General features: G+C 70.6%; 11 protein-coding genes. 6 read left to right on the top strand and 5 right to left on the bottom strand.

Annotated features, from left to right (window positions below):
• Nucleotides 1–5: 5 nt before the first annotated feature.
• A complete protein-coding gene (locus CLV49_RS09005) occupies nucleotides 6–869 on the bottom strand; it encodes an AraC family transcriptional regulator (protein ID WP_106563244.1) in 864 nt (287 codons plus the stop codon).
• Nucleotides 870–960: 91 nt separating this feature from the next.
• On the opposite strand from CLV49_RS09005, the gene CLV49_RS09000 reads away from it, so the two are divergent.
• The 5 genes from CLV49_RS09000 (at nucleotide 961) to CLV49_RS08980 (ending at nucleotide 8,948) form a co-directional block, all read left to right on the top strand.
• Complete coding sequence (locus CLV49_RS09000; protein WP_106563243.1) at nucleotides 961–4,293, top strand: DUF5107 domain-containing protein; 3,333 nt, start codon at nucleotides 961–963, stop codon at nucleotides 4,291–4,293.
• Nucleotides 4,294–4,328: 35 nt separating this feature from the next.
• Nucleotides 4,329–5,372 carry a substrate-binding domain-containing protein gene (locus tag CLV49_RS08995; RefSeq protein ID WP_106564984.1) on the top strand — a complete coding sequence of 348 codons (1,044 nt, stop codon included), beginning with the start codon at nucleotides 4,329–4,331 and terminating at the stop codon, nucleotides 5,370–5,372.
• A gap of 119 nt (nucleotides 5,373–5,491) precedes the next feature.
• On the top strand, nucleotides 5,492–7,000 hold the full coding sequence (locus CLV49_RS08990; RefSeq protein WP_106563242.1) for a sugar ABC transporter ATP-binding protein: 1,509 nt from the start codon (nucleotides 5,492–5,494) through the stop codon (nucleotides 6,998–7,000).
• Between the two features lie 35 nt (nucleotides 7,001–7,035).
• Complete coding sequence (locus CLV49_RS08985; protein ID WP_208019803.1) at nucleotides 7,036–8,076, top strand: ABC transporter permease; 1,041 nt, start codon at nucleotides 7,036–7,038, stop codon at nucleotides 8,074–8,076.
• Nucleotides 8,076–8,948, top strand: coding sequence for an aldose epimerase family protein (locus CLV49_RS08980; RefSeq protein WP_106563240.1), 873 nt, complete (start codon nucleotides 8,076–8,078; stop codon nucleotides 8,946–8,948). The genes CLV49_RS08985 and CLV49_RS08980 overlap by 1 nt, the downstream gene beginning before the upstream one ends.
• 101 nt (nucleotides 8,949–9,049) lie before the next feature.
• Here CLV49_RS08980 and CLV49_RS08975 read toward each other — a convergent pair whose 3' ends face one another.
• Complete coding sequence (locus tag CLV49_RS08975; RefSeq protein WP_106563239.1) at nucleotides 9,050–9,925, bottom strand: SDR family oxidoreductase; 876 nt, start codon at nucleotides 9,923–9,925, stop codon at nucleotides 9,050–9,052.
• 139 nt (nucleotides 9,926–10,064) lie between these two features.
• On the opposite strand from CLV49_RS08975, the gene CLV49_RS08970 reads away from it, so the two are divergent.
• On the top strand, nucleotides 10,065–10,433 hold the full coding sequence (locus tag CLV49_RS08970; protein WP_243696708.1) for a winged helix-turn-helix transcriptional regulator: 369 nt from the start codon (nucleotides 10,065–10,067) through the stop codon (nucleotides 10,431–10,433).
• A 67-nt stretch (nucleotides 10,434–10,500) separates the two neighbouring features.
• Here CLV49_RS08970 and CLV49_RS08965 read toward each other — a convergent pair whose 3' ends face one another.
• The 3 genes from CLV49_RS08965 to CLV49_RS08955 are packed head-to-tail and all read right to left on the bottom strand — an operon-like array spanning nucleotide 10,501 to nucleotide 14,038.
• Nucleotides 10,501–11,346, bottom strand: coding sequence for a transglutaminase family protein (locus tag CLV49_RS08965; RefSeq protein ID WP_106563237.1), 846 nt, complete (start codon nucleotides 11,344–11,346; stop codon nucleotides 10,501–10,503).
• Nucleotides 11,343–12,272: an alpha-E domain-containing protein gene (locus CLV49_RS08960; protein ID WP_106563236.1), complete on the bottom strand. Its 930-nt coding sequence runs from the start codon at nucleotides 12,270–12,272 to the stop codon at nucleotides 11,343–11,345. Before CLV49_RS08960 ends, CLV49_RS08965 begins: the two co-directional genes overlap by 4 nt.
• The gene (locus CLV49_RS08955; protein WP_106563235.1) at nucleotides 12,266–14,038 is read right to left on the bottom strand and encodes a circularly permuted type 2 ATP-grasp protein; all 1,773 of its coding nucleotides are present in this window, start codon (nucleotides 14,036–14,038) and stop codon (nucleotides 12,266–12,268) included. The genes CLV49_RS08960 and CLV49_RS08955 overlap by 7 nt, the downstream gene beginning before the upstream one ends.
• Nucleotides 14,039–14,066: the final 28 nt, after the last annotated feature.

Below are 14,066 nucleotides of genomic sequence, written 5' to 3'. Positions count from 1 at the left end.
TTCGATCATCCCTTGCGCTGGCGGCGGTAGCGGAGCGGCGAGACGCCGTGGACGCGCTTGAACTGGCGCGCGAAGTAGAACGAATCCGGGTACCCCACGGTCGCCGCGACGGAGGCGATCGGTTCGTCCGTCGTGTCGAGGAGCTCACGCGCCCGCGCCATCCGCACCTGCGTCTGGTACTGCCGGACGGGGAACCCGAACTGCTCCTTGAAGAGGGCGGAGAAGTGCGACGGACTCAGCCGCGCCATACCCGCGAGCGCCGCGACCGACACGGTCTCGTCGCCGGACTCGCGGATGTAGGCAGCGGCACGATCCAGGGTGTCGTGCCGGGTTCCCGGCGCGCGGTCGGTCGCGAGCAACGCCATGAGGTGCCATGCGGCCCCGGCCGCACCGAGCAGGCTGGCGGGCGAGGCGTCCCGCTCCATCCACACGAGCGCCTCCTGGACGAGCGCGACCGCGCGGTACACGTCGGACAGCGACCGGACGGGCGACCGCGTCGTGATCCCGGCGGCCGTGAGGAACTCGGGCAGGTCGCGACCCTGCACGTGCAACCACCAGACCGTCCAGGGATCGTCCGGGTCGGCCCCGTAGGCGTGCGGGTGCCCCGGCGGCAGCACGACCGCTTGTCCGGCCGAGACGTCGACCCGACCGTCCTCGGTGGTCGCCCACCCCTTCCCCTTCGTGCAGACGATCACGACGGCCTGGGGGATCCCCGTCGACCGCGACCGGCCGTGGGATTGCGCCTCGGGGAAGTAGCCGCAGTCGGTCACGACCAGGTGCGCCGTGCCCGGCCGCTGGAGCGCATCGCGGACGAGGGGACGGGGCAGCACGAGCATGCGCTGACCGGGGAAACCGTCGGGGATCGACATGGAGCGATCATGTGCCCGAATCGGCGTTTTGTCCAGATTTGTCCGCGATTCCTGCTGTCCGGGGCCCGGCGGACGCGCCTAGCCTGAGCGAGTGCTCGAACAGACAACGGTGTCGCCCTCGCGATTGACCCTCCCCGACGTGCCCGCCCACCTGGCGGGACAGCCGGTCGCGGTGTGGAGCGAGCCGGTCCTGATCGACACGTACCTGCCGGCCGAGCCGGACGACTACCCGGCCTTCCTCGACACCCGCGTCTACCAGGGCTCCTCCGGCTCCGTGTTCCCACTCCCGTTCCACGAGCGCATCGCGCAGGAGAAGGCCCCGCACGAGTGGCAGGCCGTGCACCTCGAGAACGCCTGGATCCGGCTCATGATCCTGCCAGAACTCGGCGGGCGCATCCACGTGGGCTACGACAAGACCGCCGACTACGACTTCTTCTACCGCAACAACGTGATCAAGCCCGCCCTCGTCGGGCTCGCGGGACCATGGATCTCGGGCGGGGTCGAGTTCAACTGGCCGCAGCACCACCGCCCCGCCACGTTCCTCCCGACGGACGTGGAGATCGAGCACGAACCCGACGGCGCCGTCACGGTGTGGTGCTCCGACCACGACCCGATGCAGCGGATGAAGGGCATGCACGGCATCCGCATCCGGCCGGACAGCACGGTGATCGAGGCGCGCGTGCGGCTCGTCAACCGCTCGGAGATCACGCAGACCTTCCTCTGGTGGGCCAACGTCGCGGCGGCCGTGAACGACGACTACCAGTCCTTCTTCCCGACCGACGTGTCGTTCGTCGCGGATCACGCGAAGCGCGCGATCGCCACGTTCCCGGCCGTCGAGGGCACCTACTACGGCGTCGACTATCCGGCCCGCCGCACGGACGATAATCCGGACGGCGACCGCCTCGACTGGTACCGCAACATCCCCGTCCCCACCTCGTACATGATCGTCGACACCGACGACGACTTCTTCGGCGGTTACGACCACGGCCGCGAGGCCGGATTCGTGTACTGGGCCGACCGGACGATCGCGCCGGGCAAGAAGCAGTGGACCTGGGGGAACGCGGAGTTCGGCTGGGCGTGGGACGCCAACCTCACGGACGGCGACGGGCCGTACGTGGAGCTCATGGCCGGCGCCTACACCGACAACCAGCCCGACTTCTCGTTCCTCACGCCCGGCGAGACCAAGACCTTCAGCCAGTACTGGTACCCGCTGCGCGGCATCGGTCCCGCGCAGCGCGCGACGCTCGACGGAGCCCTGCGCCTCGACGTCCGGGCCGACGGTGATCGCTCACGGGTTCGGGTCGGCGTCTCGGCCACGCGGGAGATCGCGGACGCGACCGTCTCCGTGCGCGCGGCCTCGGGTTCCGTCGTCCTCGAACGTCGGACGACCCTCCGCCCCGGCGAGCCGCTCCTCATCGAGGAGTCCGTCGACGCGACGGGTACGCTCAGCGCGGACGTGACGGACGCCCACGGAACGGTCCTCCTCTCCTGGACCCCTCCGACCGAGCGGGCGGAGTCGCAGCCGCCGGACCCCGCAACGGCGCCGCCGGCGCCCGCCGAGATCGCGAGCATCGAGGAGCTGTTCCTCACCGGCCAGTACCTGCGCCAGTACCGCCACGCGACCAGGTCCCCCGAGCCGTACTGGCTCGAGGCCCTCCGCCGCGACCCGGGCGACGTGCGCTCCTCCATCGCTCTCGCCGGACTCCGCTACGAGGCCGCACGCTTCGCCGAGGCGGAGACGCTGCTGCGCACCGCGATCGAGCGCCTCGTCGACCGCGTCCCCAACCCCGCCGACGGCGAGGCCCACTACCGGCTCGGACTCACGCTTCTACGACGGGGCCGTGCCGCAGACGCCGTACCCGCCCTGCGGAAGGCGATGTGGAACTCCGCGTGGCGCGTACCGGCCGGACTCGTGCTCGCCCGGATCCACTCGGCGGCAGGGGATCTCCCCCTCGCCCTCGAGCGCCTCGACGAGCTGCTCGCCCTCGACACCGAGCACCTCCAGGCCACGGCTCTCCGCGCTCGTGTGCTGCGATCCCTCAACCGCACGGAGGAGGCGGACGACACGCTCGACCGCATCCTCTCGATCGACCCCCTCGACCAGTGGTCGCGCCACCTCGCGGGCCGCCCGCTCACCACGGACGCCCCCACCCTGCTCGACGTCGCGCTCGAATACGCCTCCGCCGGCTTCACGGACGACGCCCTCGACGTCCTCGACCTCGCCGCCACGGCCGCGCACCGCACGGCTCTCGGCCAGGTGCAGGTCGCACCCCTCGTCCACTACCACCGCGCGGCCGTCCTCGACCGCGTCGGACGGACGGAGGAGGCCGCGGCCGCGCGCCGTGACGCTCGTCTCGCCGATGCGCGCTTCGCCCTGCCGTCGCGCCTCGACGACATCGCGGCCCTCGAAGCCGCCGTGGCCGAGGACCCCGACGACGCCCGCGCCTGGTCGCTCCTCGGCAGCTGGTACTACGACAAGCGCCGCGTGGACGATGCGGTCGCCGCGTGGACGCGATCGCTCGAATCGGGCGGAGCGGACACACACACCACCGCCCTCGCGCACCGGAACCTCGCGATCGCGGCGTACAACGCGCGCAGCGACCTCGCCGGAGCGCTCGCGCACTTCGACGCCGCCCGGGCGGCCCGGCCGGACGACGCCAAGCTCCTCTACGAGCACGATCAGCTCCTCGCCATCGCGGGGCGCACGGCGGAGGAGCGGCTCGTCGTGCTCTCGGGGCGGCGCGACCTCGTCGACTCCCGCGACGACCTCTCCGTCGAGCTCGCCGGTCTGCTCACCGCGGTCGGACGCGCCGACGAGGCGCTCGACCTGCTCGCGGCCCGACGGTTCCAGCCGTGGGAGGGCGGGGAGGGCCGCACCCTCCAGGCATGGGAGGACGCGCAGATCGCACGTGCGCGCCGAGCGCTCGACGCGGGCGACGCCGAGGCCGCGGGTGACGCGGTCCGGTCGGCCCTCCGCCCACCCCATTCCCTCGGCGAGGCCCGGCACCCGCTCGCGAACGTCGCACGACTGCAGCTCGTCCTCGGCGACGCGGAGGCGCTCCGCGGACACGACGACCTCGCACACGCCGCCTGGACCGCCGCCGCCGCATCGGTCGGCGACTTCACCGACATGAGCACGCGCACCTACAGCGTGCACACGGCGAGCAGCATCACGGCCCTGCGCCGCCTCGACCGCCTCGCGGAGGCCGAGGATCTCGTCGCCCGCTTCGCCGCGTACATCGAGGAGCTGTCCGCGACGAAGGGCACCATCGACTACTTCGCCACATCCCTCCCCACGATGCTGCTGTTCCACATCGACCCGGACGAGACGCTGCGCGCCGGCGTCCGCGCGCTACGCTCGGCCCTCGCCTCCGTCACCACGACCTCCCCGACCCCCGCACACCACGAAGCCCTCGAGCACTGACGCTCGCGGCACCGAAGAGAATGAAGGACACCACGATGAACAGATCCACAGCAGGACGCCGGCGTCGTGCTCTCGCCGCGGCGGGCGCCCTCGTCGCCCTCGTCGCGCTCAGCGCGTGCTCCTCCGGAATGGAGGAGGCCGGTTCAGGCGGCGGCGCGTCGAGCGGCCCGAAGGACGGTCCCCTCACCATCGCGTACCTGCAGAAGCAGGGCGACCAGCAGTACTTCGTCGACCAGGCCAACGGAGCCAAGGCCGCGGCCGAGGAGCTCGGCGACGTCACCATCAACGTCGTCGACCTCGGCACCGACTCCAACAAGGCGATCAGTGAGCTCGACTCCGCGATCGCGCAGGGTGTCGACGGCATCATCATCGTGGTGCCCGACCAGCAGATCGGCCCGCAGGTGATCGAGGCGGCCGACGCGGCCGGCATCCCGATCATGGCGTCCGACGACATCATCACCGACGCGGAGGGCAACGATGCGCCGTTCGCCGGCTTCGACGGGACCGCCATGGGCACCGAGGTGGGCAACGCCGCGGCCGACCTCTACATGGACGCCGGCTGGGACGCCGCCGACACCCGCATCCTGTCCGGTTACAAGCAGGACCTGAGCGTGTGCCAGCAGCGGGTCGACGGCGCGGAGGCGGCCTTCACCGAGGCCGTCGGCGACGACGCCCCCGAGCTCATCGAGATCGGCACCGACAACTCGGTCACCGACGCGCAGGACCAGGCCGGCGCGGTCATCACGGCCAACGCCGGCGTGAAGCACTGGATCGTTTGGGGCTGCAACGACGAGAACGAGACCGGGATCGTCACGGCGCTCCAGAACTCGGGCGTCTCGGGCGACGACATCATCGGGGTCGGCCTCGGCGCGTACCTCACCTGCAAGGACTGGGCCGCCGGCCAGGACACCGGCAACAAGGCTGCCCTCTTCATCTCGGGCGCCGAGGTCGGCAAGGCAGCGGTGACCTCGATGGTCGCTCTGCTGCGCGACGGCACACCGCTTCCTCCCCAGTCGATCGCGAACACGGAGATCGTGGACGCGAGCAACTGGGAGTCCGAGGGCGTGGTCTGCACGTAGGTCCACCCCAGCCCGCGACGTGCGGACATCCGTCGACTGATCGTCCGAGAGGACGACGGACGTCCGCACGTCGCAGGGCCACCCTCCGCCCCACCGATCGACGACGACGAGGAGCACCCATGAGCGAGACCCGAACGGGCATCGCCTTCGCCGCACGCGGCATCACCAAGAGCTTCGGGCCCGTCCGCGCCCTCCGCGGCGTGGAGCTCGAGCTCCGACGCGGCGAGGTCACCGCCCTCATGGGCGAGAACGGTGCGGGCAAGTCCACACTCCTCAAGATCATCACGGGCGACTACCAGCCGGACGACGGCGTGCTCGAGCTCGACGGCTCCCCCGTGGTCTTCGCGGGTCCCGGCGCCTCCCGCGCCTCCGGTGTGCGGGTCATCGCGCAGGAGCCCGAGATCGTGCCGCACGTCTCGGTGGCGGAGAACATCTTCATCGGGTCGCTCGGCCGGCTCGGCTACAAGCGCTCGGAGCTGCTCGAGCGCGCCGCGGCCGCCCTCGACGATTGGGGCTTCGCCCGCGTCATCCGCCCCGAACTCATCGGCAGCACCCTCTCGCCGGCCCAGCGCCAGATCGTCGAGATCATGCGGGCGCTCATCTCGGAGCCCGAGGTGATCTGCTTCGACGAACCCACCTCCTCCCTCGGAGACGACGAGGTGGCCATCCTCTTCGCGGTCATCCGGCGCCTGCGCGACCAAGGGGTCGCGATCGGCTACGTCTCCCACCGCATGGCGGAGATCTTCCAGCTCGCCGATCGCATCACCGTGCTGCGTGACGGCGGGCTCGTGGGCACCGAGGCGGCAGCGGACATCGACGATGAGGGGCTCGTGCGCATGATGGTCGGGCGCGACCTCACGCAGTTCTTCCAGCGAGAGGCCGTGACCCCCGGCGAGGTCGTCCTCGAACTCATCGGTGTCTCGAACGAATTCGTCGACGACATCTCGCTCACGGTGCGGGCCGGCGAGGTGGTCGGGATCGCCGGTCTCGTCGGCGCCGGGCGCAGCGAGCTCATGAAGACGATCGTGGGCGACTTCCCGCTCACGGCGGGCGAGCTGCGCGTCTCGGGCACCGCCCGCCGCTTCCGCAGCCCCGCCGACAGCGTCGCGGCGGGCATCGGCTTCGCACCCGAGGAGCGCAAGGCCGAGGCCCTCCTCCTGCAGCGGACGGTGCGCGACAACATGGCGCTCGCGATGCTCCGGAAGCTGTCCCGCTGGATCTTCGTGCGCTCGCACGCCGAGCGCGCCCTCGCCGCCGAGTACATCACCCGGATGCGCGTCCGCACGCCGTCCGCCGAGCAGATCGTCGGGACGCTCTCGGGCGGCAACCAGCAGAAGGTCGTCCTCGCACGCTGGCTCGCGACGGGACCGAAGCTCCTGCTGCTCGACGAGCCCACGCGTGGCGTGGACGTGGGGGCGAAGTCGGAGATCTACACGATCATCGACGAGCTCGCCCGCTCCGGTGTCGCCGTCCTCGTGGTCTCGAGCGAGCTGCCCGAGGTGATCGGGATATCCGACCGCATCTACGTGATGGCGCACGGCCACATCACCGGAGAGGTTCCCTCCCGCGGCGCGAGCGAGGAGTCCATCCTCGCCCTCGCCATGGAAGAGGAGCCGACCTTCTCATGACAACGACGTCCGACCCGTCCGAAAGGAGCACTCCGGTGCCCACCCCCTCGACCACCACCCCGACCGGTTCGGTCAGCCCGCCGACGGACGACGCCGGCCCCGGCCCGTTCCGGCGCGCGCTGTCCGCCGTCGGCGTGCAGAACGTCTCCCTCCTCATGGCGATCGCCCTCGTGGTCGCGATCATCGGTTCGCAGAACCCGCTCTTCTTCACCGTCGCGAACCTGCGCGTGATCGGCACGGCCGTCGCGATCTCCGGGCTCCTCGCGATCGTGCAGACGATCGTGATCATCCTCGGTGCCCTCGACATCTCCGTCGGCTCGATCGCGGGGCTCACGTCGGTGACCTCCGCGATGATCTTCTCCGTCACCGGCACGGCCGCGCTCGGCGTGGGCGGGGCGATCCTCATCGGCGTGGTGTGTGGCCTCGTGAACGGCTGCATCATCGTCTTCGGCCGCGTGAACCCGGTGATCGCGACGCTCGCGACCCTCGCCGCCTACAAGGGCGTCGCGCAGCTCGTCTCCGACGGCCGAGCGCAGGGCTACACCGGGGCCGACCCGTTCTTCGTCTTCCTCGCCCGGGGCAGCATCGCCGGAGTCCCCACGCTCATCTGGGTGCTCATCGTCATCGCGATCCTCGCGCACATCGTGCTGCGCTACACGACGATCGGCCGCAACATCTACGCGGTCGGCGGCAACGACGTGGCGTCGCGCCTCGCGGGTATCGACATCAACCGCTACATCCTCGGCGTGTACATGGTGACGGGCGCCGTGGCCGCGATCGCCGGTCTCCTCATCACCGCGCGCACCGGGTCGGGTCAGCCCGTGTCCGGCTCGGAGGGCCTCGAGCTCGAGGCGATCACCGCCGCGGCGCTGGGTGGCGCGGCGCTCAAGGGCGGCAAGGGCACGATCGCCGGCACGATCCTCGCGGTCATCCTGCTCGGGATCCTCACGAACGGTATGACCCTGCTCGGGGTGAACAGCTTCTGGCAGAACGTCGCGAAGGGCGGCCTGCTCGTCGTCGCCGTGATCATCCAGCAGCTGCGCTCCGGCGAGCGGCGGGTGGGGCTCCCCGGCTGATGAGGGAGGTCGTGGGCGGCGGCGGGCTGCGCCTCGTCGTGGATCCGGACAACGGCGGCCGGGTGGTGAGTCTGACTCACGACGGGTTCGAGTGGCTCGCCCCGTCGACCCCGGCGCCCGCCGGTGCCGCCGACTTCGAGCACCCCGGCATGGGCGGGTGGGACGAGGCGCTCCCGACGATCGCCGCGAGCGCGTCGCTCCCGGACCACGGCGACCTGTGGAACACGGCGTGGACGGTCGTTCCCTCCACGGACGGGTCGGTCGTGCTCGACGCGCGGTCGGCATCGTCGGAGGTCTCGCTCCGACGCACCATCGCCGCGACCGACGACGGGATCGAGCTGCGCTACCACGCATCGACGGACGCCGACGGCGATCGACCGTTCCTGTGGTCGGCGCACCCGGTCATGACCGCCGAGCCGGGCACGACGTTCCACCTTCCGGGGGTGCGGACGGTCCTCGGGGAGTACCCCGATCCGGGACGGGCGATCGACGTCCCCCCGGGCTCGTGGATCGACGAGGCGGCCGGGCGCCCCGCGGGCTTCAAGGCCTTCGTCCGCTCCGACGCGCTCCGCCCCGACCCGTCCGGTTCCCACACGCGGGGAGCTGACACGAGCGGGCCCGGCCCGTGGGTGACCGCCGGGGTGCGACGCTCGGACGGCCGAGGACTCGACCTCTCGTGGGATCCGACGGAGATCCCCTGGCTCGGCCTCTACTGGGACTCCGGGGAGTTCAGCGCCCGCCCGGTCCTCGCCCTCGAGCCGACGAATGCCGGCACCGATCACGCAGACCGCGCAGACGCACTCTGGTCGGTGCGACGAGACCGGCCCCGCGCCTGGCGTTTCCGGGTGCGTCCCGCGTCCCCATCACGCTGAGTCCGCGTCCGTCCCACCGACCGGACCGCCCGGCGGCACCACCCGATGAGGGCGGTGCCGTCGGAGCGAGTCATCGCGACCGGCGTGGCCGTCGTGACGGATCAGCGGCCGGTCGCGGTGCGCAGCCCCTCGACGAGCGGGGTCGTCGGACGACCGATGAGGCGCGAGAGGTCCCCGCTCGTCTCGGCGAGCAGTCCGTCGCGGATGTTGCCGTCGAGCGCCGACACGAAGCCGGCTGTTCCCTCGTCGAGGCCGGCGCCGGTGAGGATGGCGACGTGCTCCTCGCTGGAGACGTTCTTCCACTCCACCGGCTTGCCGGTGATCTCGGTGATCGCGGCGGCGAGGTCGGCGTACGTCCAGGCGACGTCTCCCGAGAGCTCGTAGACCGCACCCTCGTGCCCGTCGGAGGTGAGCACGGCGGCGACGGCCTCGGCGTAGTCGGCGCGGCTCGCGCTCGCGACGCGGCCGTCTCCCGTGCTCGAGACGAGGACGCCCGACTCGGCGGAGCGGTCCACGTCGGCTGCGTAGTTCTCGGTGTACCAGGAGTTCCGCAGGATCGTCGTGGCGACGCCGGCCTGCGCGAGGTACTCCTCCGTGGCCTTGTGCTCGGGCGCGAGGATGAGCGCGGAGGTCGTCGCCTTGGGGGCGCTCGTGTAGACGATGCGCGAGACGCCGGCGGCGACGGCCGCGTCGATCGCATTGGTGTGCTGCTGCACGCGCTGACCCACCTCGCTGCCGGAGACGAGCACGAGCGTTCCTGCACCGGCGAGTGCGGCATCGAGGGAGGCGCGGTCGGCGTAGTCGGCGACGGCCGTGCGCACTCCGGTGCCCGCGAGGTCGGCGAGCTTCTCCTCGTTGCGGCCCACCGCGACGATGTCGCCCGCCGCGACACCGCGGGTGATGAGCGACTCGACGATGTGGCGGCCGAGCGGGCCGGTGGCGCCGGTGACGACGATGGGGGTGGGTGCGGTGGTCATGGGAGGTCCTTCCGTCGGAATGCGTACTTCACAGCCAACACGGCGAGGCTGTGATTCTTCCCGATCCGCAGTACCCACTTTGCGGTAAGCTACCTACCTGATGGAAAGTTATGTGCAAACTCAGGCATCGACCGACCCGATTATTCTCGGCGGGCTCCTCTCGGGTCCCGGAACCACGGACGGCGTCTTCCCCGCGGCCTGCCCCACGCGGGTGGTGCTCGATCACGTCACGAGCAAGTGGGGCGTGCTCGTGATGGTCGCGCTCGCCGAGCGTTCTCTCCGCTGGGGCGAGCTGCGTCGCGGCGTCGAGGGGATCAGCGAGAAGATGCTCGCGCAGACGCTCAAGCTGCTCGAGCAGGACGGCTTCGTGCTGCGCGAGGCGCAGCCCACGATTCCGCCGCGCGTCGACTACAGCCTCACGCCGCTCGGCCGCGACCTCGCCGACCGCCTGCTCCCGCTCGTCTCGTGGATCGCGGACAACTCCTCCCGCATCCTCCCTACCCCATAAAGATGGCGATACACCCCGAAACCCCATGCTGTATCGCCATCTTTTTGGGGGGCGGCGAGGGGGAGGGTCAGGACTCGCGGGTGATCTCCACGCGGACGAAGAGGGACGACGTGAACGGACCGGCGTAGACCCCACGCAGCGGGGCCACGTCGCGGTAGTCGCGGCCGCGACCCACGAGCACGTGACGATCGCCGATCTCGATGAGGTTCGTGGGGTCGTACCCGTGCCACGAACCGGAGAACCACTCCACCCAGGCGTGCGACTCGCCCGTCACCGTCTCGCCGATCGGAGCATCCGGTCTCGGGTGCAGGTAACCGGACACGTACCGGGCGGGGATCCCGATCGAACGCAGCGCGCCGAGCGTGATGTGCGTGATGTCCTGACAGACGCCGTGCTTCTTGCTCCACGCATCGGCCGCCGTGGTCTGCACCCCCGTGACCCCCTGCACGTACTCGACGGCGCGGCCGATCGTCTCGGCGATCTCGAGCGCGGCTCCGTACGGCGTCTCGTGCCGCTCACGCACCTCGCGCGCCAGCTCGAGGAGATCCTCAGGCGGCGCCGTGCGATGCGTCTGCTCGCTCTGCTCCACCGTCTCGACGCTGCGCCGTACGAGCTGATCGAGCTGCTCCCACGTGATGCCGCTGTCGTGATGCGGCCGCGGGCGGACCTCGACGAGACTCGACGCCGTGAGCGACAGCTCGCTGTGCTTCGTGAGCACCTCGAACGCCGTCACCTTGGAGCCGAAGTAGTCGGTATACACGTTCTGGCTGGCGGGCGGATCGATCTGGATCCCCGCCTCCAGGACGAACTGCCCATCGGTCGTCGACGGCAGCATGCGCGCCTCGTTGTACGACGTCTGCACGTGCCCTTGGTAGGTGAAGCCCGTGCGGTGAACGATCCGTAGCCGTTTCATGCGTTCTCCCCGATCCAGCTCGGCTCCGCCTGCGTCGGGAAGAACCGCTGACGCACGGCCTCCGACGTCTCGAGCGTGGCCCGCTGCACGTTGTCCATGTGGCGGGGCAGGTCCTCCAGGATCTGCGTGATCGGGGTGTACTCGAGCTCGCTGCGGATCTGACCGAGCAGCCGCTGCGACTGCCCGGAGACCCCGACGCGGTCGGATCGCGGCTCGAGCTCGCGCACGCACTCCAGGCCTTCGATGATCGAGAACATGATCGAGCGCGGGAACAGCCGATCGAGCAGCAGGAACTCGGCCGCGTTCGTGGCGCTCGGCACGCCGCGGTACGTGCGCAGGTACGCCTCGTAGGCACCGCACGAGCGGAGGATTGTGGTCCACGAAGGACCCGAGGCCTCCGTGAGGGACCGTGTGGCGAGCAGCCGGGCCGTCATGTCCGCGCGCTCGATGCTGCGCCCGAGGGTGAAGAAGCGCCAGGCGTCGTCGCGGCTCGTCGCCGAGTCCACGATGCCCACGGCGAGCGCCGAGCGTTCGCGCACCCACCGGAAGAACGAGTGCACCTGGTCGGCGTCCACGCGTCGCGGCATGCGCGTGCGGGTGGTGTTGAGGCACTCCCACAGCTCGCTCGACACGATCTCGCGGGCTCGCCTGGCGTTCTCGCGTGCCGCCGTGATCGAGTACGCGATCGACGAGGGGTGCGTGCGATCGACGGCCAGTCGGCGGAGCACGTCCTCCCGCGTGAGCGGCACGTCGTTGTCGTGGTCGCTGCCCATCACGCTGAGGAGCGAGTGGCAGGCCGAGTTCTCGTCGATCCACGGGTCCTCGAGGAGGAGCTGGAGGTGCACGTCGAGGATGCGGGCCGTGCCGTCGCTGCGCTCGATGTAGCGTCCGATCCAGAACAGGCTCTCGGCGATGCGGCTCAGCATGCGTCGCCCTCCGTCCCGTTCGTGCCGACGCTCTCGCGCGACTGCTGCTGCTGTTCGGCCTGTCTCGCGCCCGGTCCTTCGTAGGGCGAATGCTGCTGCGGCGACTCGGGCGTGTGCGTCTGCTGCTGCTGCTCCGCCTGCCCGGAACGACTCGGCTTGTCGTACGGTGAGTGCTCGGGTTCCGGCTGATCGGCGTAGATGATCGGGATCGCCTGGGTCACCGTGGCCTGATCGGCGACGAGGCCCTGGATGTCGTGCGGGGAGTCCTCCGGAACGCCGCGGTGCTCGGCAGCTCCGACGATCCATGTGTCCTTCGATCCGCCGCCCTGGCTGGAGTTAACGACGAGCTGACCCTCCGGGAGCGCCACGCGGGTGAGGCCGCCGGGCAGCACCCATACGTCGTTCCCGTCGTTGACGGCGAAGGGACGCAGGTCGGCGTGACGCGGACGCATCCCGTCCTCCACGAGTGTCGGGATCGTCGAGAGCATGACCACCGGCTGGGCGATCCAGCCGCGCGGGTCGGCCGTCAGTCGTGTGCGGAGCTCGTCGAGCTCCTTCGGCGAGGCGTCCGGCCCCACCACGAGGCCCTTGCCCCCGGAGCCGTCGACGGGCTTCACGACGAGCTCGTCGAGCCGGTCGAGCACCTCCTCGAGGGCACCCGGCTCCTCGAGACGCCAGGTGTCGACGTTCTTGAGGAGCGGCTCCTCCCCGAGGTAGTAGCGGACCAGATCCGGCACGTACGTGTAGACGAGCTTGTCGTCGGCCACGCCGTTGCCCACGGCGTTCGCGATCGTGACATTGCCGAGTCGCGCCGCGAGCATGAGGCCGGGCGAGCCGAGCATCGAGTCGGCGCGGAACTGCAGCGGGTCGAGGAACTCGTCGTCGACCCGACGGTAGATCACGTCGACGCGCTGCGGGCCGCTCGTGGTGCGCATGAACACCTTGCCGCCGGCGCAGAAGAGGTCACGGCCCTCCACGAGCTCCACACCCATGAGGCGCGCGAGCAGCGTGTGCTCGAAGTACGCCGAGTTGTAGACGCCGGGGGTGAGGACGACGACGTTCGGATCCTCGACGCCGTTCGGCGCGCTCGCTCGGAGCGCCTGCAGGAGCTTGTTGGGGTAGTCGCCGACGGGGCGGACCTTCATCGAGACGAAGAGCTCCGGAAGCGTCTGCGCCATGACCCGTCGGTTCGAGATGACGTAGCTGACGCCGCTCGGCACGCGCACGTTGTCCTCGAGAACGCGGAGCTCACCGTTCTCGTCCCGGATGAGGTCGATGCCCGAGACGTGGATGCGCACGCCGTTCGCGCTCGTGATGCCGGCCGCCTGGCGGTGGAAGTGCTGGGACGAGGAGATGAGGCTCGCGGGGATGATGCCGTCGCGCACTGCGTTCTGACGACCGTAGACGTCGGAGAGGAAGGCCTCGAGCGCACGGACGCGCTGCTTGATGCCGGCCTCGACGCCCGTCCACTCGCCCTGTTCGATCACGCGCGGCACGGCGTCGAGCGGGAAGGGCCGCTCCTCGCCGGCGAAGTCGAACGTCACCCCCTGGGCGAGGTACGAACTCGCGAGGGCGTCGGTGCGTCCGCGGAGCTCCTCCTGCGTCATGGCGGCGAGCGAGTTGTAGATGTCGCGGTAGCCGGCGCGGGCCGATGCTTCGCCACCCGGGGAGGCCCCGTGTTCGAACATCTCGTCCCACGGCGGTACGCCCTTGACGGTCTTCCGGGGCGCGAGAGTGGCGCCGTATCCGTCGAAAAGGTCTCCCATGGGCCGAGCCTACACGCGCGCATGTTGC

It is taken from the genome of Labedella gwakjiensis (assembly GCF_003014675.1).
Taxonomy (GTDB): domain Bacteria; phylum Actinomycetota; class Actinomycetes; order Actinomycetales; family Microbacteriaceae; genus Labedella; species Labedella gwakjiensis.
Note: the sequence above shows the minus strand (reverse complement) of the source record. Positions and strands in the feature narration are given on the sequence as shown.

What these genes read in the sequence shown, in the direction of transcription:
- CLV49_RS09005 (WP_106563244.1), bottom strand. Translation starts at nt 869, where the DNA reads ATGTCGATCCCCGACGGTTTCCCCGGTCAGCGCATGCTCGTGCTGCCC.
- CLV49_RS08975 (WP_106563239.1), bottom strand. Translation starts at nt 9,925, where the DNA reads ATGACCACCGCACCCACCCCCATCGTCGTCACCGGCGCCACCGGCCCG.
- CLV49_RS08980 (WP_106563240.1), top strand. Translation starts at nt 8,076, where the DNA reads ATGAGGGAGGTCGTGGGCGGCGGCGGGCTGCGCCTCGTCGTGGATCCG.
- CLV49_RS08990 (WP_106563242.1), top strand. Translation starts at nt 5,492, where the DNA reads ATGAGCGAGACCCGAACGGGCATCGCCTTCGCCGCACGCGGCATCACC.
- CLV49_RS08960 (WP_106563236.1), bottom strand. Translation starts at nt 12,272, where the DNA reads ATGCTGAGCCGCATCGCCGAGAGCCTGTTCTGGATCGGACGCTACATC.
- CLV49_RS08965 (WP_106563237.1), bottom strand. Translation starts at nt 11,346, where the DNA reads ATGAAACGGCTACGGATCGTTCACCGCACGGGCTTCACCTACCAAGGG.
- CLV49_RS08955 (WP_106563235.1), bottom strand. Translation starts at nt 14,038, where the DNA reads ATGGGAGACCTTTTCGACGGATACGGCGCCACTCTCGCGCCCCGGAAG.
- CLV49_RS08995 (WP_106564984.1), top strand. Translation starts at nt 4,329, where the DNA reads ATGAACAGATCCACAGCAGGACGCCGGCGTCGTGCTCTCGCCGCGGCG.